This window comes from Pseudarthrobacter sulfonivorans (assembly GCF_014712225.1).
GTDB lineage: Bacteria > Actinomycetota > Actinomycetes > Actinomycetales > Micrococcaceae > Arthrobacter > Arthrobacter sulfonivorans.
The window spans coordinates 410548-431639 of the sequence record NZ_JACXBW010000003.1; the positions used below are offsets into that span (position 1 = coordinate 410548).

Sequence of the window (21092 nt, forward strand, 5' to 3'; positions counted from 1 at the left end):
GCAGGTAAGGCCTTTCACAACAGGGAAACGCCGCAGCTCTACGGATGGTGTCTGGAGCAGCCGGGCAGAATGGCCGGACAGAACGGCCTGTCCAAGTCTACCGGCCCCAGCTTCGGCCCGTAACCGCGGCCACGGCGACGCGGTTACGCCGGCCTTTGTACCCAGCCTTCAGACCACCGGCACCCGCTTAGTAGGTCCCCTACAAAAAAGCGTCCGACGGCGGCCGGTAACGTCAGGATCATCCCCATGCTTCGTTTGTACAACCACCGACAGGACTACCCATGAGCCAGACTGACACTGCCGTCACCGGCCCCGCCTCCTCCGCACGCAGCCGTTGGGATGCCACCGACCTCGGCCTGATCGCCGTCTTCGCCGCCCTCGTTGCCGGTGCCGCGCTGGTTCCGGGCATCTCGGCCAACGTATTCGGCGTTCCCATCACCTTCCAGACCCTCGCGGTGATGCTCACCGGGCTGATGCTCGGCCCCGCCCGCGGCTTCGCCGCCGTCGGCCTTTACACTCTGCTGGGGCTCGCAGGCCTGCCGATCTTCAGCCAGGGCCGCAGCGGCCTCGGCATCCTGGCCGGCCCTTCGGCGGGCTACATCATCGCTTTCCCCCTCGCCGCGGCCCTGGTGGGCTGGCTTGCCACCATCGTCATCCGGCGCACGTCACGGGCCCGCGCACTGTGGTTCTTCCTCGCCGCGACGGTGACCAGCATCACCCTGGTGCACACCCTCGGCGTTGTGGGCATGGCGGTGAACTCGAAGGCGACCCTTGGCGAGGCTTTCCTGGCCGACCTGGTCTTCTACCCCGGCGATATCATCAAGAACACCGTCGCCGCGGTGATCGCCGTCGCCCTGCACCGCGCTTTCCCCGACCTGCTGGTCCGCCGGGTCAAGCGGATTAAGTAGCCCGCACGTGGCAACCATTTCCTTCCGGCACGCGTCCGTGGCAGTTGCCGTCGACAGCCGGCCGGAGCCCAAGACGCTGCTGGCCGACGTCACCCTGGAGCTGACCGAACAGCGCATCGGCGTGATCGGCGCCAACGGATCCGGCAAGTCAACGCTGCTGCGGCTGGTCAACGGACTGGTCCAGCCGACGTCGGGCACCGTGACCGTAGACGGCGCCGATACCGTCCGGGCGGTGCGGGCCGTCCGCCGGCAGGTGGGGTTCGTCTTTACCGATCCGCTCTCGCAGCTGGTCATGCCGACAGGGCGCGAGGATGTCGAACTGTCGCTGCGGCGTTCTGTCCGAAACGGGACGGAACGCCGGCGCCTGGCCGAGGCCGCGCTGGACCGTTTCGGGCTGCTGGGCCTCGCAGACCAGAGCATCTACGAGCTCTCCGGCGGCGAACGCCAGCTCATGGCATTGGCCGCCGTGCTGGCCGTGGACCCGTCGGTGCTGGTGCTCGATGAGCCGTCCACCCTGCTGGACCTGCGGAACCGCGAACTGCTCCGCCGCACGCTGTCCGGCCTCGGGCAGCAGATCATCATGTCCACGCACGACCTTGACCTGGCGCTGGAAATGGACCGTGTGCTGGTGGTTGAGGGGGGCCGCGTAGTGTTCGACGGCGGCCCGGCGGCTGCCGTGGAAACATACCGGGCACTGTGCGCGGCCGGGCTGGCCGCGCCGTGAGAGGGCACGGCTTCCTGCTCGCCAACTACGTCCCCGGCAATTCCGTCATCCACCGGGCGCCGCTGGCCCTGAAGTTCCTGCTGGTGGTGGGCTGCGGCCTGGCGTCATTCCTGGTGGTGGACTGGCTGGTGTCCGCCGCCGTCCTCGCCGTGATGTCCGGCCTGTTCCTGCTGACCGGAGCGGGCCCGCGCCGGCTCCTGGCTGCCGTCCGGCCCCTGCTGGCGGTCCTCCTGGTCATCGGCCTGTTCCAGTGGTGGCAGCTCGGCGGACCCACCGCGGCCCGTATTGTCCTGAACATCCTGGTGTGCGTGGTGGCGGCGTCCCTCCTGACGGCCACCACCCCCATGCAGCGCCTGCTGGACGGCGTGGTGTCCCTGGCTACGCCCTTCCGGCGCTTCGGTGCCGACCCCGAGCGCTTCGCGCTGACCATCGGCGTGATGCTGCGGAGCATTCCGTACATCGCCGGGGCCTTCGCCGACGTGCGGGATTCCGCCCGGGCACGCGGGCTGGAACGGAATCCGCGGGCGCTCGTGCTGCCGGTGTTTATCACCACCGTGGCGTATGCACGGCAGACCGGCGAGGCACTGGCCGCCCGGGGACTCGGTGAGGCGGAGGACTAAGTGTCCCCCCGCCGTCGAGCGGCGACGTCTCGCCGCTACGGCGGGTCCTTAGCGGCGAGACGTCACCCCTCGATCCGCCGTTGTACCCGATTGCTGGCAGGGCTCAGCCGGTGATGGCCTCGTAGCGCAGCAGCGCCGCAGTCCCCATGCCGCCCGCAATACTGATCAGGGCCAGCGCCAGGGAACCGTGGTTCCCGGCACGCCGCGACTGGGCCAGCAGCCGGGTCACCAGCACCGCTCCCGACGCTCCGTAGGCATGGCCCAGCGCCAGCGCACCGCCGTCGAGGTTCACCCGCTCCGGATCGAGGCCCAGCTGGTCCAGGCAAGCCAGCGCCTGCGAAGCGAAAGCTTCGTTGAACTCCACCAGGTCCACCCTGGCCGCAGAAATTCCCCGGGCCGCCAGCAGGCGCTCGGCGGCAACCGCCGCGCCGATGCCCAGCAGCTCGGGGTCCACACCCGCCGTATCGGTAGCCAACACCAGGAGTCCGTCGGCCACGCCGAGTTCCCGGGCACGCTGCAAGGAAGTGATCACGACGGCGGCGGCGGCGTCCGCGTCGAAGCATGAGTTCCCGGCGGTAACAGTTCCGCCGGCCACGAAGGCAGCGGGGAACCGCGCCAGGACTGCCGCGTTGAGCCCCCGCCGCGGTCCGTCGTCCGTGCCGACGGTTCCCGCCGGCGTCTCCAGCGGGGTGATCTCGCCGCTGAAACGGCCTGCCGCCGCCGCGGCCAGGGCGCGCTGGTGGCTGCGGAAGGCGAGGTCATCCTGCCGCTGCCGGCTCACCGCGAAGCGGGCCGCCACGTTCTCCGCAGCCACTCCCATGTCCGGATCGCCGAAGCTGTGCGGCACAAACTGGGCCCGCGCGAAAAAGTCAGGTTCGCCGTCGTCGTTCCGGTACGCGCGGAGAGGAGCGGTGCTGATACTTTCCACTCCCCCGGCGAGGTACACAGGGTTTCCGCCCGCGGCCACCAGCCTGGCTGCGAGGACGATCGCGTCAAGGCCCGATCCGCACTGCCTGTCAACGGTCAAGCCAGGGACGCTGACGGGAAGTCCGGCTTCCAGCAGGGCCAGCCTGGCCACGTTGCCGCCGCCGCCCACAGCGTTGCCAATCACCACATCGGACACGGTGTCCGGGGAGAGGCGGCTGTCGGTGAGGAGCTGTTCCAGGACAGGCGCCAGCAGTTGGTGCGCCCTGAGGTTCTTGAGTGAACCGTTGGCCCGGCAGACCGCCGTGCGCCGGGCCGCGATGATCACGGGTTGCCGGTCTGCCGGCAGCACGTCAGCGGTCAAGTTGACGCACCCTCGTGTCACGGGATCCGATCCATTCCAGCAGGATGTTCCGGCTGATTTTGCCGCGGTCAGTGGTGGGCAGCTCGGTCAGGGCAAAATATTGCACCGGCCGTTTGTCACGCGAGAGGATGTTTTCGATGCCGGCCTTCAGTTGCGTTGCGCTGATGCCGCCGTGGGCCGGAACCACGCCCGCCACCACGCGCTGGCCCCGGAGGTCGTCGGGCATCCCGGCTGCAATCGCCGCCGCCACTCCGGGGACGGACGCCAGCGCGAGCTCCACCTCATGCGGGTAAACATTCTTCCCTGAGGTGAGAATCATGTCCGCGCGCCGGCCGAGGATGTGCAGCTCACCGTCGGCAAGATACCCCTGGTCCCCCACCGTGAGCAAGCCGCCGAAGGAACGGAGCGCCTGGCCGTCGTCACCCCACAAGTAGCCGTTGCTCACCATGCCGCTGCGGACGCAGATGTTGCCGATTTCGCCATCGGGCAGGTCGGAACCGCCGTCGTCGAGGATCCGGACCTCCACGCCAGGGAACGCGCGGCCGATTCCGGTGCCGCCGGCGTCGAGCTTCCCGGCGGGCAGCCCCACGCCGGACACAAAGCTCAGTTCCGACGCTCCGTAGTACTCATAGATGGTGGCGTTGGGCGCCCAACGGCGCGCGGCTTCGAGCGTGCGTGCATCAAGCTTTGAGCCGGCGCAGATGATGGCCCGCAATCCGGCGGCGTCCACACCGCCTGCGAGGCCGCGCTCACTGAGCAACCGCAGCATGGTGGGCACAAGCACCAGGCGGGTGACGCCGTCGTGCGTGATGGCGGCGTGGACGTCGCCGACGTCGAAACCCTCCAGCGTCTGGAACTCCGAGCCCGCATACAGGCACTCGGCCAAGGCATAAAGGTTAAGGCTGGCCGCGAGGGGTCCGGGGGCGAGCGTCACGTCGTCCTGGCGCAGGCCAAAGAACTCGATGGAGGCCTCGAAGGATTCGCGCCAGGAGTGCCGTGACCGGGTGAAGGCCTTGGGCACGGACGTGGTGCCGGAGGTGAGGCCGATCAGGAACGTCGATTCCGGCCGCCCGTCAGCCAGCGCATCCGCCGCGGAGACCACGCCGGCCCGGGCTGCTGCGTCGATCCGTTCCCTGATCTCCTGGCGGAGTCCCTCCGGCCAGTCGGGATCCAGCACGGCGCACTGACGCTCCCCGGCCAGTGCCGCGGCGAACCGGACAGCAAAGCCCACCGAGTTGTTCTCGGCCAGGACGGTGACAGCTGCTGTGCCCGGGATGGCCGCTGTGGCGGCATCGCGAAGCTCGGCCCAGCGCATACGGCGGCCCGCAACCACGACCGCAGTGTCATGGGGGCGCTCTTCGGCCCAGCGCTGGATTTTGTCGAGAAAAGGCATCACTCAACTTTACCGGCGGGACCCGCTTCCGCGGCTCCGGCAAGGGCTATTGTGACTTCATGAGCTTCAATGACAACGTCCAGCTGGACCCATCGCAGGTGCAGGACCGTCGCGGCATGGGCCGCGGCGTCAAAGTCGGCGGCGGCATCGGGGGCGGGCTCATCCTGCTCATCGCTGCCCTGCTCGGCGTTAACCCCGCCCTGCTGGAGGGCCTTACCGGCGGGGCAGGTACCCCTGACCAAAGCCAGGGCACGGCACCGGCGTGCAAAACAGGCGCGGACGCGGACGCCCGATTGGACTGCCGGATCACGGGGACGGTCAACAGCCTGAACGCGTTCTGGCCGGCATATCTGAAGGACTACGGGGTGCAGTACCCGCAGCCTAAAACGATCATTTTCGACAACGGCGTCAGTACCGGTTGCGGCACCGCGTCCAGTGCGGTGGGCCCGTTCTACTGCCCGGCGGACACCACAGCCTACTTCGATCCGGGCTTTTTCCAGGAACTCGTGGACAGGTTCGGTTCCTCCGGCGGACCCCTGGCCCAGGAGTATGTGGTGGCGCACGAATTCGGACACCACGTGCAAAACGTGCTGGGCTACCTGGACCGTGCCCAGCAGGACCCACAGGGACCGGAGTCAGGCGCCGTCCGGTCTGAATTGCAGGCTGACTGCTACGCCGGCCTCTGGGTGCGGCACGCATCAACCCAGGCAGGACCGGACGGGCAGCCCTTCCTGGAGCCGATCACCCAGCAGGACCTCAACGACGCCTTGTCAGCGGCCTCGGCAGTTGGCGATGACCGGATCCAGAAGGCGGCCACCGGGCGCGTCTCTCCCGAAGCCTGGACCCACGGCTCCAGCGAACAGCGGCAGAAGTGGTTCTACACGGGCTACCAGAGTGGCGACATCAACCAGTGCGACACGTTCTCGGCTGCCAACCTCTAGCTCCATCGCACTCCGGCTCCATCGATTGCTCCGTAACTGCCGTATTCAGGGGTCAAAAGGGCAGTTACGGAGCAATGGATGACAGAACGACGACGGCCGGTCACCTTCTGTGCGAAGGTGACCGGCCGCCGTCGTACTGCTAACAGGGGCCTCCGCCGCTAGGGTTCCCTGGCCGAGCGCAGCGAGGTTAGGGAGGCGGTGGGGACTCAGATGTTGAAGCCGAGGGCCCGCATCTGGTCCTTGCCGTCGTCCGTGATCCGTTCCGGACCCCACGGCGGCATCCAAACCCAGTTCAGGCGCCAGTCATCCACAACGCCGTCCAGGGCCTGGCCTACCTGCTCCTCGATCACGTCGGTGAGCGGGCAGGCGGCCGTGGTGAGGGTCATGTCGATCAGCAGGGCGCCGTCGTCGTCGGAGTACTTCAAGCCGTACAGCAGCCCCAGGTCAACGATGTTCACGCCGAGCTCGGGGTCGATGACGTCCTTCAATGCCTCTTCGATATCCTCGAGGCCCGTCTGGGCCGCTTTGATTTCGGTCATGGCAAGTCCTAACTAGGCCTGTGCTGCAGCGATGGTGGCTGCGCCGGCGCCCGTGGCGTAACGGTCGTAGCCTTCTTCTTCAAGGCGGTCAGCCAGTTCCGGGCCGCCCTCTTCGACAACCTGGCCGTCAACGAACACGTGGACGAAGTCAGGCTTGATGTAACGCAGGATCCGCGTGTAGTGCGTGATGAGCAGCGTGCCCATGTTGCCTTCGGCGTGGGCGCGGTTGACGCCTTCGGAGACAACCTTCAGGGCGTCGACGTCCAGGCCGGAGTCGGTCTCGTCCAGGATGGCGAATTTGGGCTTGAAGAGCTCCAGCTGGAGGATCTCCACGCGCTTCTTCTCGCCGCCGGAGAAGCCTTCGTTGACGTTGCGCTGGGCGAAGTCGGCGTCGATGCGCAGCTTGCCCATGGCGTCCTTGACTTCCTTGGTCCAGGTGCGCAGCTTGGGTGCTTCGCCGTCAATGGCGGTCTTGGCGGTGCGCAGGAAGTTGGTCATGCTGACACCGGGGACCTCCACGGGGTACTGCATGGCCAGGAAGACGCCGGCGCGGGCGCGCTGGTCAACACTCATCGCCAGAACGTCTTCGCCGTCGAGGGTGATGGTGCCGCTGGTGACGTTGTAGCGCGGGTGGCCGGCGATGGTGGACGCCAGGGTGGACTTGCCGGAACCGTTGGGGCCCATGATGGCGTGGGTCTGGCCGGTCTTGATGGTCAGGCTGACGCCCTTCAGGATCTCCTTGGTGCCCTGCTCCGTGTCAATGCTGACGTGCAGGTCCTTGATCTCAAGAGTAGACATATGTCTTGTTCTCCTCTGCACCGGGCCTTTCGGCGGCGGTGCGGTCTGTATCTGGAAGTTTGGTTCTGTTGCTTGGGTCCGGCTGGCACCGGGGATGCTGCTAGCTGAAGTTCGGGGCTTCGGCTCCGTTGAGGACGTTGGTGAAGTCCACGTAAACCTCGTCGCCGACAATTTCGACGGCGAACACCGGGACGGGATCGTAGGCGGGCAGCTGGAGCGGCTCGCCGCTGCGCAGGTCGAACTGGGAGCCGTGGCCCCAGCATTCGATCATGCATCCCTCCACTTCGCCCTCGGACAGGGAGATGTCCGCGTGCGAGCAGGTGTCCCCGATGGCGTGGATTTCTCCCATCGAATCCTTGACGATGGCTACCGGGTAGTCGTCGATCAGGATCCGCAGCGCCTGCTTGAGCTGGATTTCATCCGTCTTGCAGACAAGTTCGCCCTTTGGCTGGTCAGTCATCTGTAGGTCCGCGCCCTCTAGTTGTTCGTTACGGCGAGTTCGCGCTCAACAGCCTCGGTCAGCCGCTCTTCGAGGGCCGGTACCTTGATCTGCTGGATGATTTCGTGCAGGAAGCCACGGACCACGAGCCGGCGGGCGACATCTTCGGGGATGCCGCGGGCCTGCAGGTAGAACAGGTGCTCGTCGTCCAGGCGACCGGTGGCGCTGGCGTGGCCGGCTCCCTTGATCAGGCCGGTTTCGATTTCCAGGTTGGGAACCGAGTCGGCGCGGGCACCGTCCGTGAGCAGCAGGTTGCGGTTGGCCTCGTAGCTGTCGGTGCCTTCGGCTTCCTTGCGGATCAGGACGTCGCCCACCCACACGGCATGGGCGTTGCGGCCCTGCAGCGCACCCTTGTACAGCACGTTCGAGGTGCAGTTGGCCACTGCGTGGTCAACGAACAGGCGCTGCTCAAGGTGCTGGCCGGCATCGGCGAAGTACAGGCCGAACATTTCCGCTTCACCGCCGGGAGCGGTGAAACGGGCCGACGGCGTGACGCGGACCAGGTCCCCGCCGAGGCTGACCACCACGTGCTTGAGCTTGGCGTCGCGGCCGATCTTTGCCTGCTGCGAGGAGGCGTGCACGGCGTCCTCGTTCCATTCCTGGAGCGAGACAACGGTGAGGTCCGCGCCGTCTTCAACCACGATTTCGATGTTCTCGGACACCACGGCTGAGCCCTGGTGGTCCAGGACGACAACGGACTTGGAGAACTTCTCCGCCACGATCACCAGGTGCTGGGCGGCTGCGACCGTTGAGGTGCCCTCGATCACAACGGTGATCTCGGCGTCTGCTTCAAACTCCGCCGGGATGGTGAGGACGGTGGCTTCGCTGAAGTTCTCCCAGGCATTGGCGGACACGCGGTCCTCCGGGATGCCGGCAGAACCGATGCGCTTGTCATCGCGGGCCACGGTCTCCACCGTCACCCGGTCAGGACCGCTGACGGTGACGGTGGGGGCAGCACCCGCGAGTACCTCGCTGTGCAGGCCGCGCAGGCGCTTGAGCGGGGTGAACCGCCAGTCCTCTTCGAGCCCGGTCAGCGGTTTGAAGTCCGCCAGGTTGTACGAGGTCAGCCGGCCGGCGCGTGAGCTGTCCGGAATGCCGACGCCGCCGCCGTGCGAGTGGCTCTTGACCGCTTCGCCGGCCAGCGGGGCCTTGGAAGTGGCCGAATTGATCGGAGACAGGCTTTCGCCTTCCTCCGTGAAACCGTTAATAAACGGCTGGGCCGAGGGCGCGCCGATGCGGGCCTTTTCAGTAGTGATTTCAGTCATCGTTATCCGACGGACCCTTCCATCTGCAGTTCAATCAGGCGGTTCAGCTCGAGTGCGTACTCCATCGGGAGTTCGCGGGCGATGGGCTCGATGAAGCCACGGACGATCATCGCCATGGCCTCGTCTTCGCGCATGCCGCGGGACATCAGGTAGAAGAGCTGCTCTTCGCTGACCCGGGAAACAGTTGCTTCATGGCCCATCACCACGTCATCCTCACGGATGTCGATGTACGGGTAGGTGTCCGAACGGCTGATGGTGTCTACCAGCAGCGCATCGCAACGGACGGTGTTGGCAGAGTGCTTGGCGCCTTCACGGACCTGGACCAGGCCGCGGTAGGCAGCACGGCCGCCGCCACGGGCTACGGACTTGGAGATGATGGAGCTCTTGGTGTTCGGTGCGATGTGGACCATCTTCGAGCCCGTGTCCTGGTGCTGGCCGGCGCCGGCAAAGGCGATGGACAGGGTCTCGCCCTTGGCGTGCTCGCCCACGAGGTAAACGGCCGGGTACTTCATGGTGACCTTGGAACCGATGTTTCCATCGACCCACTCCATGGTGGCGCCCTCTTCGCAGATGGCACGCTTGGTCACCAGGTTGTACACGTTGGTGGACCAGTTCTGGATGGTGGTGTAACGGACGCGGGCGCCCTTCTTCACGATGATTTCCACGACGGCGGAGTGCAGTGAGTCCGACGTGTAGATCGGGGCGGTGCAGCCTTCGATGTAGTGGACGTAGGAGTCCTCATCGGCGATGATCAGGGTCCGCTCGAACTGGCCCATGTTTTCCGTGTTGATGCGGAAGTATGCCTGCAGCGGGATGTCCACGTGGACGCCCTTGGGGACGTACACAAAGGAGCCGCCGGACCACACAGCCGTGTTCAGTGAGGCGAACTTGTTGTCGCCCACCGGAATGATGGTGCCGAAGTATTCCTGGAAGATCTCCGGGTGTTCCCGCAGCGCGGTGTCAGTGTCGAGGAAGATCACGCCCTGGCGTTCAAGGTCTTCACGCAGCTGGTGGTAGACGACCTCGGACTCATACTGGGCGGCGACGCCGGAAACCAGGCGCTGCTTTTCGGCCTCGGGGATGCCGAGCTTGTCGTACGTGTTCTTAATGTCCTCGGGCAGTTCCTCCCAGCTGGTGGCCTGCTTCTCGGTGGAACGCACGAAGTACTTGATGTTGTCGAAGTCGATGCCGGAGAGGTCTGCACCCCAGGTGGGCATGGGCTTGCGGTCGAAGTACTTCAGGCCCTTGAGCCGAAGATCGAGCATCCATTCCGGCTCGCTCTTCTTGGCCGAGATGTCACGGACGACTTCTTCATTGATACCGCGGCGGGCGTTGGCGCCGACGTCGTTCTTGTCGGACCAGCCGTACTCGTAGGTGCCGATGCCGTGGAGCTCGGGATTCTTTTCCAGAATCTCCGAGATCACAGTGTCTTCGGCTACCGCTTTCTCTGATAGTTGGTCCGTCATCACGGCCTTTCTTGCTGATGGTTGGTTACTTCATTCAGGCTGGCGGGGGCTGCCGGCGGGACCTGGGGTCCGCCGGCAGCCAGCCGGCCTGTGGGTATGTGGGTGGTGCAGACGTGACCGCCGCGCGCCAGGGTGGACAGACGGCGTACGTCAACGCCCACCAGCCGGGAGAACACTTCGGTCTCCGCGTCGCAGAAAACAGGAAAATGGGCAGCAAGCTGCTGGATGGGGCAGTGCCCCTGGCACAGCTGAACGCTGGACAGTGCCGCCGGCAGCGGGGCCTTGGCCTCGATGGAGGCAGCCGACGCCACAAAGCCGTCCCGGCTCAGGGCTGCCGACAATGCTTGAGCCCGGGCAGTGATGTCCGTACCGGCCTGTTCAATTTCGGGCGCGTAGCGGCGTTCCATGTCCGCGAAACGCTCGACGGCGAACGCGCGGACGGCGTCGTCGCCCGCCACTTCCTGGAGCTGCTTGAGCGCCAGGGTGGCGATGTCGAGGTAGTCGTTGCCGAGGGTGGACTGGCCCTGGGAGCTCAGGACGTAGCGGCGTGCAGGGCGTCCCGCGCCCGCGCCGGCTTTGGCAACGCGTTTAACTTCGATGACGCCGCTGCGGTCCAGGTGGTCAAGGTGCCTTCGGACAGCGGCGGGTGTGAAGCCCAGCATGTCGCCCAGTTCCGCGGCGCTGATGGGGCCGTGCTCCAGAACGGCACCCAGCACGCGGTCCCGGGTACGCTCGTCAGGGTCCGCCGCCGGCGAAACGGCGACGTGGCCGCGGTCCGGGGCGGTGTGCGGCGCTCCGTGCCCGGCAACGGGCACGGCAGTAGCGTTGGTCATGGAATACACAACACAATCATGTCGTAATTTACTCCCCCGTTCCAGTAAGGCGAGGCTGACCTGTGCCGGGCCCGGGCAACGGTCGAAGTACTACATCCCGTAGAATGCTGGGGTGCGAACGCCCGAATCCCCGGTTCTGTCCATCAGCGGGTTAATTAAAGATGTTGGCCCGCTGGCCAGCCTGGATGGAAAGATGCTCCGGGTGGTGAGCGGAGTCTCCCTCATTGCCGAACGCGGCCAGGTGACTGCCCTGCTGGGCGCCAACGGCGCAGGAAAAACTACCACCATCGAATGCGCCCAGGGTCTCCAGTCACGCAGCGGTGGAACCATTTCGCTGCTGGGACAGGATCCCGGCCGTTCGGGGGCAGACCTGCGCTCCCGTGTTGGTCTGATGCTTCAGGACGGCGGGCTCCCGCCGTCGGCCAGGCCCATTCCGCTCCTGCGCCACATTGCAGGGATGTACGCCCGTCCGCGTTCGGTTGACGAACTTGTTGAACGGCTCGGCATTGATTCCTTTGCCAGGACGTCGGTGCGCCGGCTCTCCGGCGGCCAGAAGCAGCGGCTGGCTCTGGCCGCGGCACTCATCGGCAATCCTGAGGTCCTTTTCCTGGACGAGCCCAGCGCCGGACTGGACCCCCAGTCGCGCCAGCTGGTTTTTGAGCTCATTGCCGAGCTGCGGGACGCCGGCATGGGAATCATCCTCACCACCCACCTTATGGACGACGCGCAGCGGCTGGCCGACTACGTCTACATCATCGACGCCGGCCGGAACGTCGCGGAAGGTACCGTTGCGCAGCTTCTCCAGCGGAAGCCCGCCGTCGAGTCCGGCGAGCACATCCGCACTCTCCTCTTCGAAGCCGAAGCCGGGCTTAACCTCACCGGGGTCCTCCCCGAGACCATTACCGTCAGCGAAACACGCGCCGGCAGCTATGTTGCCAATGGGCCGCTCACACCCCAGGATCTGGCCGCCCTCACAACGTGGTGGGCCGCCCACGGGGTGATGCCCACATCGCTTAGCCTCGCGGCGCGAAGCCTCGAAGACGTCTTCCTGGATGTTTCGGGAAAGGAAATCCGATGACCGCCACTCCCGGCGCCGTCGTGCGTCAGTCCCCCGCGACCCTCCCCCGCCGCATCCTGCTCCAAGGCAAATACGAAGCCGTCGCCATGCTCAGGAACGGCGAGCAGCTTATCCTCGCGGTGGTCCTGCCGCTGCTTGCCCTGGTGGGCCTAACCGTTACACCGCTCCTGGACGGACTCGGCGGCAGCCGCATCAACATCGCGGTCCCCGGCATCCTGGCGCTCTGCGCACTGTCCACTGCCTTCACCGGCCAGGGCATCGCCACCGGGTTCGACCGCAGGTACGGGGTCCTTCGATTCCTCTCCACCACGCCCCTGGGCCGTCCCGGCCTTATTGCGGGCAAGGTCCTGGCCGTGCTGACCGTGCTCGCGCTTCAGGTCGCCGTCATCACGGCGGTGGCACTGCCCCTCGGCTGGAGTCCGCCCGCGGCCGGCTGGTTGCCGGGCCTGACGTTGCTGGTCCTGGGGGCAGCGGCGTTCACCGCGCTCGGGCTGCTGGTTGCCGGCACTGTCCGGCCCGAGGCCACCCTGGCCATCACCAACCTGCTGTGGATCCTGCTCGGCGCGCTGGGCGGCATCGTGATTCCCGCCGATCGGCTTCCCGCCGTCGTCCAGGGAATCGTGCATTACCTCCCGTCGGGCGCACTGGGTGCGGCCTTGCGCGAGGCCTTCCTCTTCGGCACCGTTAATTTTGGTGCTGCCCTCATACTGCTGATCTGGACAGTCCTTGCCGGGGCAGCAGCCATCCGTTGGTTCAAGTGGAATTGAGATATCCGTGAGCACGGCTTCACGCCTTCCTGAGTTTGCCGGCCGCCTGACGTCGCGCCTGCCCCGTACCGTCGACGCCCGCGTACGGCGCCTTGCCGTGGCCTCACTCGTTGGCCAGACCCTGCTGGTGGTCACCGGCGGGGCGGTCCGGCTGACCGCTTCCGGGCTGGGCTGCCCCACCTGGCCGCGCTGCACCGACACCTCCCTGGTCAACACCGCTGAGATGGGTATCCACGGGTTCATCGAGTTCGGCAACCGGCTCCTGACCTTCGCCCTGGCTGCAATCGCCGTGCTGATGCTGGTGTACCTGTGGAACCTGCGCAAGGAGCGCCGCGACCTGTTCCTGCTGGCATTGGGCCTGTTGGCCAGCATCCCGGCACAGGCGGTGATCGGCGGCATTACCGTCCTGACCAACCTCAATCCCTGGGTGGTGGGCCTGCACTTCCTGGTGTCCATGGCGCTGGTGGTCATCGCAACCCTGCTCGTTAACCGGGCCTATGGGCGGACCGGACGTTTTGCCACCGTCTTACTGCCTGCCTTGCCGGGCGTACTGCGCCCGGTGACCGCCGCCGTCGCGCTATTCTCGGCAGCGGCCGTCATCCTGGGCGTGGTGGTAACCGGCGCCGGTCCGCACGCCGGAGATGCGGACGCGCCGCGCAACGGGCTGGACTGGGACCTGTTCTCCCACATCCATGCCGTACCGGCCTACCTGGTCACGGCCGGCACCCTGTTCGCGCTGGTGCTGGTGTTTGCCCGCCGGATACGTGGCTCCTTCAGGACGGCAACTGTCCTGCTGCTGGCTGTCACGCTGCTGCAGGCGGTCATCGGCTTCACGCAGTACTACAACGGGATTCCCGCCCTGCTGGTGGGTGCGCACATGCTGGGCGCGGCACTGTTGATGAGCGCCTCAACGAACGCCGCCGACGTCGCGCGTTCCAGCCCCACAAAGTAGCCCCGCCCCTAGCCTCGCGGAGGCGAAGTGCCACGGTTCCTAGAACCGTGGCACTTCCCCGTTAACCCTCTGTCACTTCCTGCGCATATGGAGGAACGCTCTATCACTTGATGCAGGGAAATCAGGAACGCTCTCTCAGTCCCTGCAGCATACTGAGGAACGCTCTACCACCTGCTGCCACCTGCTGCAGAGACAAAGGGACCCTCCCTCACCGGTGGTGAGAGAGGGTCCCTAAGACTCCCGCATGTACTGCGAGAGCGTTCGCTATGAACCCGCGTTAAGTGAGAGAGCGTTCGCCCTAAACCCGCGTTAAGTGAGAGAGCGTCCGTGGGGCGTTGGGCGGTATTAGCCGATGATGGCGGACCCGATGAACGGATCCACTGCCAGGGCGATGAACAGCAGGGTCAAGTAGCTGATGGAGCCGTGGAACACCTTCATGGCGCGCTTGTCCTGGATGTCTTCGCGCTGCGCCCGGCTGTACAGGGCATGCGACTCGTAGAGGAACCAGGCCCCGGCCAGGACGGCCGTCACGGTGTAGACCCAGCCGGCGCCGCCTGCGGGGACCATCAGCAGCGAGCAGGCCACCATGGCCCACGCGTAGAGAACAACCTGGACCGAAACCACCTTGGCGCCGGCGATGGCGCCGAGCATGGGGACGTTGGCGTTGCGGTAATCCTCGCCGTAGCGCATGGACAGGGGCCAGTAGTGCGGCGGAGTCCACAGGAAGATCACCATAAACAGGATGATGGCCGGCCACTCCACGCTTTCCGTGACGGCCGCCCACGCAATCACCACCGGGAAGCAGCCCGCAGCCCCGCCCCACACGATGTTCTGTGCGGTGCGGCGCTTGAGGATCAGTGTGTAGATGACCACATAGAAGAAAATCGCGGCTACCCCGAGCCATGCGGCCAGGGGGTTGGCCCCGACCCAGAGAATGGCGATGGCGGCCACACCGAGCAGCCAGGAGAAGATCAGCGCCTCACGCGGAGTCACTTCGCCGGTGACCAGGGGCCGGTTTTCGGTGCGGTGCATCAATTTGTCGATGTCGCGGTCAAAGTAGCAATTGAACGCCCCGGCACTTCCGGCGGCAAAAGCGCCGCCCACCAGCGTGGCCAGGATCAGTCCGATCGACGGGAAGCCGCGCTCGGCGAAAATCATGGTGGGCAACGTACTGACGAGCAGCAGCTCTATGACGCGCGGTTTGGTGAGGGCGAAATACGCCTTGGCCTTTCGGGCCAGCCCGGCCCTCCCTCGGGCGGGGGCAGCATTTAGCGGCGTATCGGTTGTGCTCACGGTGGCAGTCACCCGTTCTTGTTGGCAGTTCTGTCTGTCAGTGCAGCTGGATCTCGCGGCCGTTTGCCCTGGCACCCGCCAATGTCATAGGTCAAGGGTCCCGGCAGTACCGCTGGCCCGCAGCCCCCGAAGGGCACGGCCAGCCGGCGTCGGCCTCCAAATAGCATACCGTGCGCATTTGCAACAGATCCCCGCGTAATAGGCCCAGATGATTGCTCGCAGTCCGATTCGAGCAGATTAACTCAACCTCACGGAACACTCATTCACATAAAGCGAAATTGCGTCCAAAACGTGAGATTTGCGCTGCCCGCAGAATGGAATAGAGCTAAGCTGTCACCAGATCAGCACACCGAAAGACGCGGCGGAAACCGCGTTCCCGTCGGTTAGTGTCTGAGTTACAGATCCACGTTTCGATGGTGAACGGCTGGTACACACCGCAGCGGCGCCTCAGCGTGCCAGGACGGGATCGGCCGTGCCGCCATCAGCATAGAGAGGGGCCCGGTTTTCGTGCCACATTTGGAAGAGCAAGAACTGTCATGGACCAGCTTGGACCAGCGCGCGGTGGACACAGCCCGTGTTCTGGCCGCAGACGCTGTGGAGAAGGTCGGCAACGGCCACCCCGGTACGGCCATGAGCCTGGCCCCGGCCGCGTACCTTCTCTTCCAGAAGCTCATGCGCCACGACCCGCGCAACCCGGACTGGCTGGGACGTGACCGTTTCATCCTCTCTCCCGGCCACACCTCGCTGACCCTGTACATCCAGCTGTTCCTCTCCGGCTACGGCCTGGAACTGAAGGACCTGGAAGCGCTGCGTACCTGGGATTCCCTGACGCCGGGCCACCCCGAGTACAAGCACACCGCGGGTGTGGAGATCACCACGGGTCCGCTGGGCCAGGGCCTTGCCTCCTCGGTCGGGTTCGCGTACTCGCAGCGCCGGATGCGCGGCCTCTTCGACGCCGATGCTGCCGAGGGCAGCAGCCCGTTCGACCACACCATCTGGGTCATCGCCTCCGACGGCGACATGCAGGAAGGCGTCACGTCCGAGGCTTCCTCGCTGGCCGGGCACCAGGAACTGGGCAACCTCGTGGTGATCTACGACGAGAACCACATCTCCATCGAGGACGACACCGACATCTCCTTCACCGAGGATGTCTTGAAGCGCTACGAGGCCTACGGCTGGCACACCCAGCGCGTGGACTGGACCAAGACCGGCGAATACGTCGAAGACGTGCAGGAGCTCTACTCCGCGCTGCTCGCGGCGAAGGCTGAGACCTCCAAGCCGTCCATCATCTCGCTGCGCACCATCATCGGCTACCCGGCCCCGAAGAAGCAGAACACCGGCAAGATCCATGGTTCAGCCCTGGGCGCAGAGGAAGTGGCCGGCCTCAAGAAGGTCCTGGGCTTCGATCCGGCCAAGTCCTTCGACATCGACCAGGACGTCCTGGCCCACGCCCGCTCCGTGGTTGACCGCGGCGCCGCTGCCCGCAAGGAATGGGAAGAGTCCTTCAACGCCTGGCAGGCAGCCAACCCCGAAGGCGCGGCACTCCTGCAGCGCATTGAGGCCCGCGAACTGCCTGCAGGCCTGGACGCCGCCCTGCCGGTCTTCGAAGCCGGCAAGGACGTCTCCACCCGCGCCGCCTCGGGCAAGGTCCTGAACGCACTGGGCCCGGTCCTGCCCGAACTGTGGGGAGGCTCTGCCGACCTGGCCGAGTCCAACAACACCACCATCGAGGGCTCGCCGTCGTTCGTCCCGGCGTCCAAGCAGACCGACGCCTGGTCCGGCAACCCGTACGGCCGCGTCCTGCACTTCGGCATCCGCGAGCACGCTGCGGCGTCGATCGTGAACGGCATCTCGCTGCACGGCCGGACCCGCGCCTTCTCCGGCACGTTCCTGATCTTCTCCGACTACCAGCGCCCGGCCATCCGCCTCGGCGCGCTGATGGGTGTCCCCTCGCTGTACGTGTGGACGCACGACTCCATCGGCCTGGGCGAAGACGGCCCCACCCACCAGCCGGTAGAGCAGCTGGCCACCCTGCGCGCCATCGTGGGCCTGGACGTTGTCCGCCCCGGTGACGCCAACGAGGTCGCCGTGGCATGGAAGACCATGCTGGAGAACCACGAAAACCCGGCGGGCATTGTCCTGACCCGCCAGAACATCCCCACCTACGCACGTGGCGAGGGCACGGCCGACGGCGAGACCTTCGGTTCCGTTGCCGGCGTCGCCAAGGGCGGATACGTGCTTGCAGAAGCGGCCAAGGACGGCGCCACCGTACCGGCCGACGTGATCCTGATCGGCACCGGTTCCGAGGTCCAGCTGGCCATCCAGGCCCGCGAAGCCCTCCAGGCCGAGGGGATCGCCGCCCGCGTGGTTTCCATGCCGTGCGTCGAGTGGTTCAACAAGCAGGACGCGGCTTACCGCGAGTCCGTCCTGCCCGCCGCCGTCAAGGCCCGCGTCTCTGTCGAGGCCGGCCTGGCCCTGGGCTGGCGGGAGTTCGTCGGCGACGCCGGCCGCTCCATCAGCCTCGAACACTACGGCGCTTCCGCCGACTACAAGCGCCTCTTCAAGGAGTTCGGCATCACCGCGGAGGCTGTCGCCGCCGCCGCCAAGGACTCCCTCGCCGGCCTTCAGGCCTAATCCAGAATTCAGGAGATAACACCATGACTACCCCTACGCAGCAGCTCTCCGACGCCGGAGTATCCATCTGGCTTGATGACCTTTCCCGCAGCCGCCTCGAAACCGGCACGCTGCGCAAGCTCATCGAAGAGAAGAACGTGGTTGGTGTGACCACCAACCCGTCCATCTTCCACGCAGCCATCACTTCGGGCTCGGACTACGACGCCACCATCGCTGCCCAGGCAGCGGCCGGGGCAACCATCGAGGAGACCATCTTCGAAATCACCACCACCGACGTCGCCGACGCCTGCGACCTGTTCGCCCCCGTGGCAGCAGCAACCAAGGGTGTTGACGGCCGCGTGTCCATCGAAGTTGACCCGCGCCTCGCCTGGGACACCGCCGGCACCATCGCCGAAGCCAAGCACCTCTACAAGAAGGTGAACAAGGACAACGTCCACATCAAGATCCCGGCAACGCTCGAAGGCCTGGAAGCGATCACCGCTACCCTCGCCGAGGGCATCAGCGTGAACGTGACGCTGATCTTCTCGTTGGAGCGCTACCGCGCCGTCATCAACGCCTTCCAGTCCGGCCTGGAGCAGGCCAAGGAGAACGGGCACGACCTGTCCACGATCCACTCCGTCGCCTCGTTCTTCGTCTCCCGCGTGGACTCGGAAATCGACAAGCGCCTCGACGCCCTCGGCACCGACGAAGCCAAGGCACTCAAGGGCAAGGCCGGCGTCGCCAACGCCCGCCTCGCGTACCAGGTCTACGAAGAGCAGTTCGCCACCGAGCGCTGGGCGGTGCTGGCCGAAGCCGGCGCACTCCCCCAGCGGCCGCTGTGGGCCTCCACCGGCGTGAAGGACCCGGCCTACCCCGACACCCTGTACGTCACCGAACTCGTCGCCCCGGGCGTGGTCAACACCATGCCGGAGAAGACCCTCGACGCCACGTTCGACCACGGAGTCGTCACCGGCGACACCGTCTCCGGCACCTACGCCGACGCCAACGCCACGCTGGACGCACTGGACGCACAGGGCATCTCCTACAACGAGGTTGTAGCCCTCCTCGAATCCGAAGGCCTGGACAAGTTCGTGGCGAGCTGGAAAGAACTGCTGGCCGACGTCGAAGCCGCCCTTGCCTCTGCACGGAAGGTTTCCTAACCCACTATGAGCACACTCAGCTACGACGCCACCGGCGCCGCGCAGCAGGCACTCGAGCAGCACCTGCCCGCCCTGGTGGCGGACCGTATTGCCACCCGGATCTTCGCGAAGGACCATACCCTGTGGGGTCCCGACGCTGAGGCCGAGTCTGCTGTCCGCCTGGGCTGGGTCGAGGCGGCTACCGTCTCGCAGGCCCTGGTGCCGGGCATCCTGGAGCTCCGTGATGCGTTGAGGGCCGACGGCGTGACCCGGATCGTGTTGTGCGGGATGGGCGGTTCCTCGCTGGCTCCCGAGGTGATCGCCGGCACCGCCGGCGTCGAGCTGACTGTGCTGGACAGCACGGACCCGGACCAGGTCCGGGCTGCCCTCGCGGACCGGCTGGCCGAAACCGCGATTGTGGTGTCGTCCAAGTCCGGTTCGACTTTGGAGACCGACTCCCAGCGGCGGATCTTCGAGCACGCCTTCACCGAGGCCGGCCTCGATGCGAAGAGCCGGATCATCATTGTCACCGATCCCGGCTCCCCGCTGGATAAGGCGTCGCGTGAGGCCGGCTACCGTGCCGTGTTCAACGCGGACCCGAATGTCGGCGGCCGGTACTCGGCCCTGACCGCGTTCGGCCTGGTCCCGTCGGGGCTGGCCGGGGTCGATATCCAGGCCTTCCTGGACGAGGCCGAGGAGGCCGCCGAGATCCTCAATGACGATGCCCCGGAGAACATCGGGCTGGCGCTCGGAACGGCACTCGGCGGAACCAACCCGCTGCGGAACAAAATTGTCATCGCCGAGGACGGCTCGGGCATTGTGGGCTTCGCCGACTGGGCCGAACAGCTCATCTCCGAATCCACGGGCAAGCTGGGCACCGGCGTCCTGCCGGTGGTGGCCGGCCCCGACTCCCCGGAGGTCACCTCCGGGGCCGGTGACGTCCTGGTGGTCCGGCTGGTCGCCGCGGATGCCGACGTCGAGCTCGGGGAGAACGAAGTGGCCATCGCCGGCGGCCTCGCCACCCAGATGATGGTGTGGGAGTTCGCGACGGCCGTTGCCGGCCGGCTGCTGGGGATCAACCCGTTCGACCAGCCTGACGTTGAGGCGGCGAAGGTCGCCGCCCGCGGCCTGCTCGATGCCCAGCCCGAACCCACGCCGGCCGCGTTTGTCGACGGCGCCATCGAGGTCCGCGGCGGCGACTGGCTCCGCGGTGCAGCCACTGCGGAGGAGGCCGTGGGCGCCCTCCTCGGGACCCTCGATGACGAGAGCTACCTCAGTGTCCAGGCCTACTTTGACCGGCTGGCCTTCGCCGGGCTGGAAGGCATCCGCGACCGGCTCGCCGGCGCGAGCGGCCGTCCCGTCACGTTCGGCTGGGGCCCGCGCTTCCTGCACTCGACCGGACAGTTCCACAAGGGCGGCCCCGCCATCGGCGTCTTCCTCCAGGTCACCGCGGCCCCCGCGGAGGACCTCGCCATCCCGGACCGTCCCTTCACCTTCGGGGAACTGATTGCCGCCCAGGCCGCCGGCGACGCCCAGGTCCTGGCCGGCCACGGCCGCCCGGTCCTGCGCCTGCACCTCACCGACCGCGCCGCCGGCGTCGCACAGCTGCAGGGCATCATCGCAGCACTGGGCTCCCGCTCCGCATCCGTCACCGACAACTGAAGGTTCCACAGCAACCATGCCAGAAACTGAAAACGGCAGAACGTCCGGGCTGCGTACCGGACGGCCGGGCCGTAATCCGCTCCGGGATCCGCGGGACCGCCGCCTGAACCGGATCGCGGGTCCGTCCTCGTTGGTGCTCTTCGGAGTGACCGGGGACCTTGCCCGGAAGAAGCTCATGCCGGCCGTGTATGACCTGGCGAACCGGGGCTTGTTGCCGCCGAGTTTCGCGCTGGTCGGGTTCGGCCGGCGCGGCTGGAGCCATGCGGAGTTCGCCGCCCAGGTGGAGGAGTCCGTGCGGGCTTACGCGCGGACGC

19 protein-coding genes and 1 pseudogene are annotated in these 21092 nt (G+C 66.4%); 11 read left to right on the forward strand and 9 right to left on the reverse strand.

All coding sequences use genetic code 11. The features are described from left to right. Positions 1-281: 281 nt before the first annotated feature. Genes IAQ70_RS06295 through IAQ70_RS06305 form a run of 3 tightly spaced genes read left to right on the forward strand, consistent with a single transcriptional unit; the run spans position 282 to position 2252 of the window. Positions 282-908 (forward strand): biotin transporter BioY, encoded by a 627-nt coding sequence (locus IAQ70_RS06295; protein WP_190988440.1) that lies wholly within the window; start codon positions 282-284, stop codon positions 906-908. A 7-nt stretch (positions 909-915) separates the two neighbouring features. Further along, entirely contained in the window at positions 916-1632 is a 717-nt protein-coding gene (locus IAQ70_RS06300; RefSeq protein WP_190988441.1) for an energy-coupling factor ABC transporter ATP-binding protein, read from the forward strand. Next, positions 1629-2252 carry an energy-coupling factor transporter transmembrane component T family protein gene (locus IAQ70_RS06305; RefSeq protein ID WP_190988442.1) on the forward strand — a complete coding sequence of 208 codons (624 nt, stop codon included), beginning with the start codon at positions 1629-1631 and terminating at the stop codon, positions 2250-2252. Before IAQ70_RS06300 ends, IAQ70_RS06305 begins: the two co-directional genes overlap by 4 nt. Positions 2253-2355: 103 nt before the next feature. Here the strand turns inward: IAQ70_RS06305 and IAQ70_RS06310 are convergent, their stop codons facing one another. Continuing rightward, positions 2356-3540, reverse strand: coding sequence for a thiolase family protein (locus IAQ70_RS06310; protein WP_190988443.1), 1185 nt, complete (start codon positions 3538-3540; stop codon positions 2356-2358). Then, positions 3530-4933 (reverse strand): class I adenylate-forming enzyme family protein, encoded by a 1404-nt coding sequence (locus IAQ70_RS06315; protein ID WP_190988444.1) that lies wholly within the window; start codon positions 4931-4933, stop codon positions 3530-3532. Before IAQ70_RS06315 ends, IAQ70_RS06310 begins: the two co-directional genes overlap by 11 nt. A gap of 59 nt (positions 4934-4992) precedes the next feature. Between IAQ70_RS06315 and ypfJ the strand changes: the two genes are divergently transcribed. Continuing rightward, entirely contained in the window at positions 4993-5874 is an 882-nt protein-coding gene (ypfJ, locus tag IAQ70_RS06320; RefSeq protein WP_190988445.1) for a KPN_02809 family neutral zinc metallopeptidase, read from the forward strand. 206 nt (positions 5875-6080) lie between these two features. On the opposite strand, the gene IAQ70_RS06325 is transcribed toward ypfJ, so the two are convergent. The 6 genes from IAQ70_RS06325 to IAQ70_RS06350 form a co-directional block, all read right to left on the reverse strand. Continuing rightward, positions 6081-6413, reverse strand: a complete 333-nt coding sequence (locus IAQ70_RS06325; protein WP_190988446.1) for a metal-sulfur cluster assembly factor — start codon at positions 6411-6413, stop codon at positions 6081-6083. 12 nt (positions 6414-6425) lie between these two features. Beyond that, entirely contained in the window at positions 6426-7211 is a 786-nt protein-coding gene (gene sufC / locus IAQ70_RS06330; protein ID WP_190988447.1) for a Fe-S cluster assembly ATPase SufC, read from the reverse strand. A gap of 100 nt (positions 7212-7311) precedes the next feature. Further along, entirely contained in the window at positions 7312-7671 is a 360-nt protein-coding gene (locus tag IAQ70_RS06335; RefSeq protein WP_190988448.1) for a non-heme iron oxygenase ferredoxin subunit, read from the reverse strand. A gap of 17 nt (positions 7672-7688) precedes the next feature. Beyond that, complete coding sequence (gene sufD, locus IAQ70_RS06340) at positions 7689-8975, reverse strand: Fe-S cluster assembly protein SufD (RefSeq protein ID WP_190988449.1); 1287 nt, start codon at positions 8973-8975, stop codon at positions 7689-7691. Between the two features lie 2 nt (positions 8976-8977). Beyond that, on the reverse strand, positions 8978-10441 hold the full coding sequence (gene sufB / locus IAQ70_RS06345) for a Fe-S cluster assembly protein SufB (RefSeq protein WP_190988450.1): 1464 nt from the start codon (positions 10439-10441) through the stop codon (positions 8978-8980). Further along, positions 10441-11274 (reverse strand): helix-turn-helix transcriptional regulator, encoded by an 834-nt coding sequence (locus IAQ70_RS06350; protein WP_190988451.1) that lies wholly within the window; start codon positions 11272-11274, stop codon positions 10441-10443. The genes sufB and IAQ70_RS06350 overlap by 1 nt, the downstream gene beginning before the upstream one ends. A gap of 112 nt (positions 11275-11386) precedes the next feature. On the opposite strand from IAQ70_RS06350, the gene IAQ70_RS06355 reads away from it, so the two are divergent. The 3 genes from IAQ70_RS06355 to IAQ70_RS06365 are packed head-to-tail and all read left to right on the forward strand — an operon-like array spanning position 11387 to position 14071. Then, positions 11387-12352 (forward strand): ABC transporter ATP-binding protein, encoded by a 966-nt coding sequence (locus IAQ70_RS06355; RefSeq protein ID WP_190988452.1) that lies wholly within the window; start codon positions 11387-11389, stop codon positions 12350-12352. Beyond that, positions 12349-13119: an ABC transporter permease gene (locus IAQ70_RS06360; RefSeq protein WP_190988453.1), complete on the forward strand. Its 771-nt coding sequence runs from the start codon at positions 12349-12351 to the stop codon at positions 13117-13119. Before IAQ70_RS06355 ends, IAQ70_RS06360 begins: the two co-directional genes overlap by 4 nt. A 7-nt stretch (positions 13120-13126) precedes the next feature. Continuing rightward, positions 13127-14071: a COX15/CtaA family protein gene (locus IAQ70_RS06365; protein WP_190988454.1), complete on the forward strand. Its 945-nt coding sequence runs from the start codon at positions 13127-13129 to the stop codon at positions 14069-14071. Between the two features lie 345 nt (positions 14072-14416). On the opposite strand, the gene IAQ70_RS06370 is transcribed toward IAQ70_RS06365, so the two are convergent. Continuing rightward, positions 14417-15376: a heme o synthase gene (locus tag IAQ70_RS06370; protein WP_190988455.1), complete on the reverse strand. Its 960-nt coding sequence runs from the start codon at positions 15374-15376 to the stop codon at positions 14417-14419. Positions 15377-15880: 504 nt separating this feature from the next. On the opposite strand from IAQ70_RS06370, the gene tkt reads away from it, so the two are divergent. From tkt to IAQ70_RS06390, 4 genes and pseudogenes are all read left to right on the forward strand, one after another. Next, positions 15881-17998, forward strand: a complete 2118-nt coding sequence (tkt, locus tag IAQ70_RS06375) for a transketolase (protein WP_190988486.1) — start codon at positions 15881-15883, stop codon at positions 17996-17998. A 23-nt stretch (positions 17999-18021) separates the two neighbouring features. Beyond that, complete coding sequence (gene tal / locus IAQ70_RS06380) at positions 18022-19137, forward strand: transaldolase (RefSeq protein WP_190988456.1); 1116 nt, start codon at positions 18022-18024, stop codon at positions 19135-19137. Between the two features lie 6 nt (positions 19138-19143). Further along, positions 19144-20778, forward strand: coding sequence for a glucose-6-phosphate isomerase (locus tag IAQ70_RS06385; protein ID WP_190988457.1), 1635 nt, complete (start codon positions 19144-19146; stop codon positions 20776-20778). 16 nt (positions 20779-20794) lie between these two features. Then, positions 20795-21092 (forward strand): annotated as a pseudogene (locus IAQ70_RS06390) (glucose-6-phosphate dehydrogenase); the annotation flags it as partial.

What these genes read in the sequence shown, in the direction of transcription:
- IAQ70_RS06295 (WP_190988440.1), top strand. Translation starts at nt 282, where the DNA reads ATGAGCCAGACTGACACTGCCGTCACCGGCCCCGCCTCCTCCGCACGC.
- IAQ70_RS06315 (WP_190988444.1), bottom strand. Translation starts at nt 4,933, where the DNA reads ATGCCTTTTCTCGACAAAATCCAGCGCTGGGCCGAAGAGCGCCCCCAT.
- ypfJ (WP_190988445.1), top strand. Translation starts at nt 4,993, where the DNA reads ATGAGCTTCAATGACAACGTCCAGCTGGACCCATCGCAGGTGCAGGAC.
- IAQ70_RS06325 (WP_190988446.1), bottom strand. Translation starts at nt 6,413, where the DNA reads ATGACCGAAATCAAAGCGGCCCAGACGGGCCTCGAGGATATCGAAGAG.
- sufC (WP_190988447.1), bottom strand. Translation starts at nt 7,211, where the DNA reads ATGTCTACTCTTGAGATCAAGGACCTGCACGTCAGCATTGACACGGAG.
- IAQ70_RS06335 (WP_190988448.1), bottom strand. Translation starts at nt 7,671, where the DNA reads ATGACTGACCAGCCAAAGGGCGAACTTGTCTGCAAGACGGATGAAATC.
- sufD (WP_190988449.1), bottom strand. Translation starts at nt 8,975, where the DNA reads ATGACTGAAATCACTACTGAAAAGGCCCGCATCGGCGCGCCCTCGGCC.
- sufB (WP_190988450.1), bottom strand. Translation starts at nt 10,441, where the DNA reads ATGACGGACCAACTATCAGAGAAAGCGGTAGCCGAAGACACTGTGATC.
- IAQ70_RS06350 (WP_190988451.1), bottom strand. Translation starts at nt 11,274, where the DNA reads ATGACCAACGCTACTGCCGTGCCCGTTGCCGGGCACGGAGCGCCGCAC.
- IAQ70_RS06360 (WP_190988453.1), top strand. Translation starts at nt 12,349, where the DNA reads ATGACCGCCACTCCCGGCGCCGTCGTGCGTCAGTCCCCCGCGACCCTC.
- tal (WP_190988456.1), top strand. Translation starts at nt 18,022, where the DNA reads ATGACTACCCCTACGCAGCAGCTCTCCGACGCCGGAGTATCCATCTGG.
- IAQ70_RS06385 (WP_190988457.1), top strand. Translation starts at nt 19,144, where the DNA reads ATGAGCACACTCAGCTACGACGCCACCGGCGCCGCGCAGCAGGCACTC.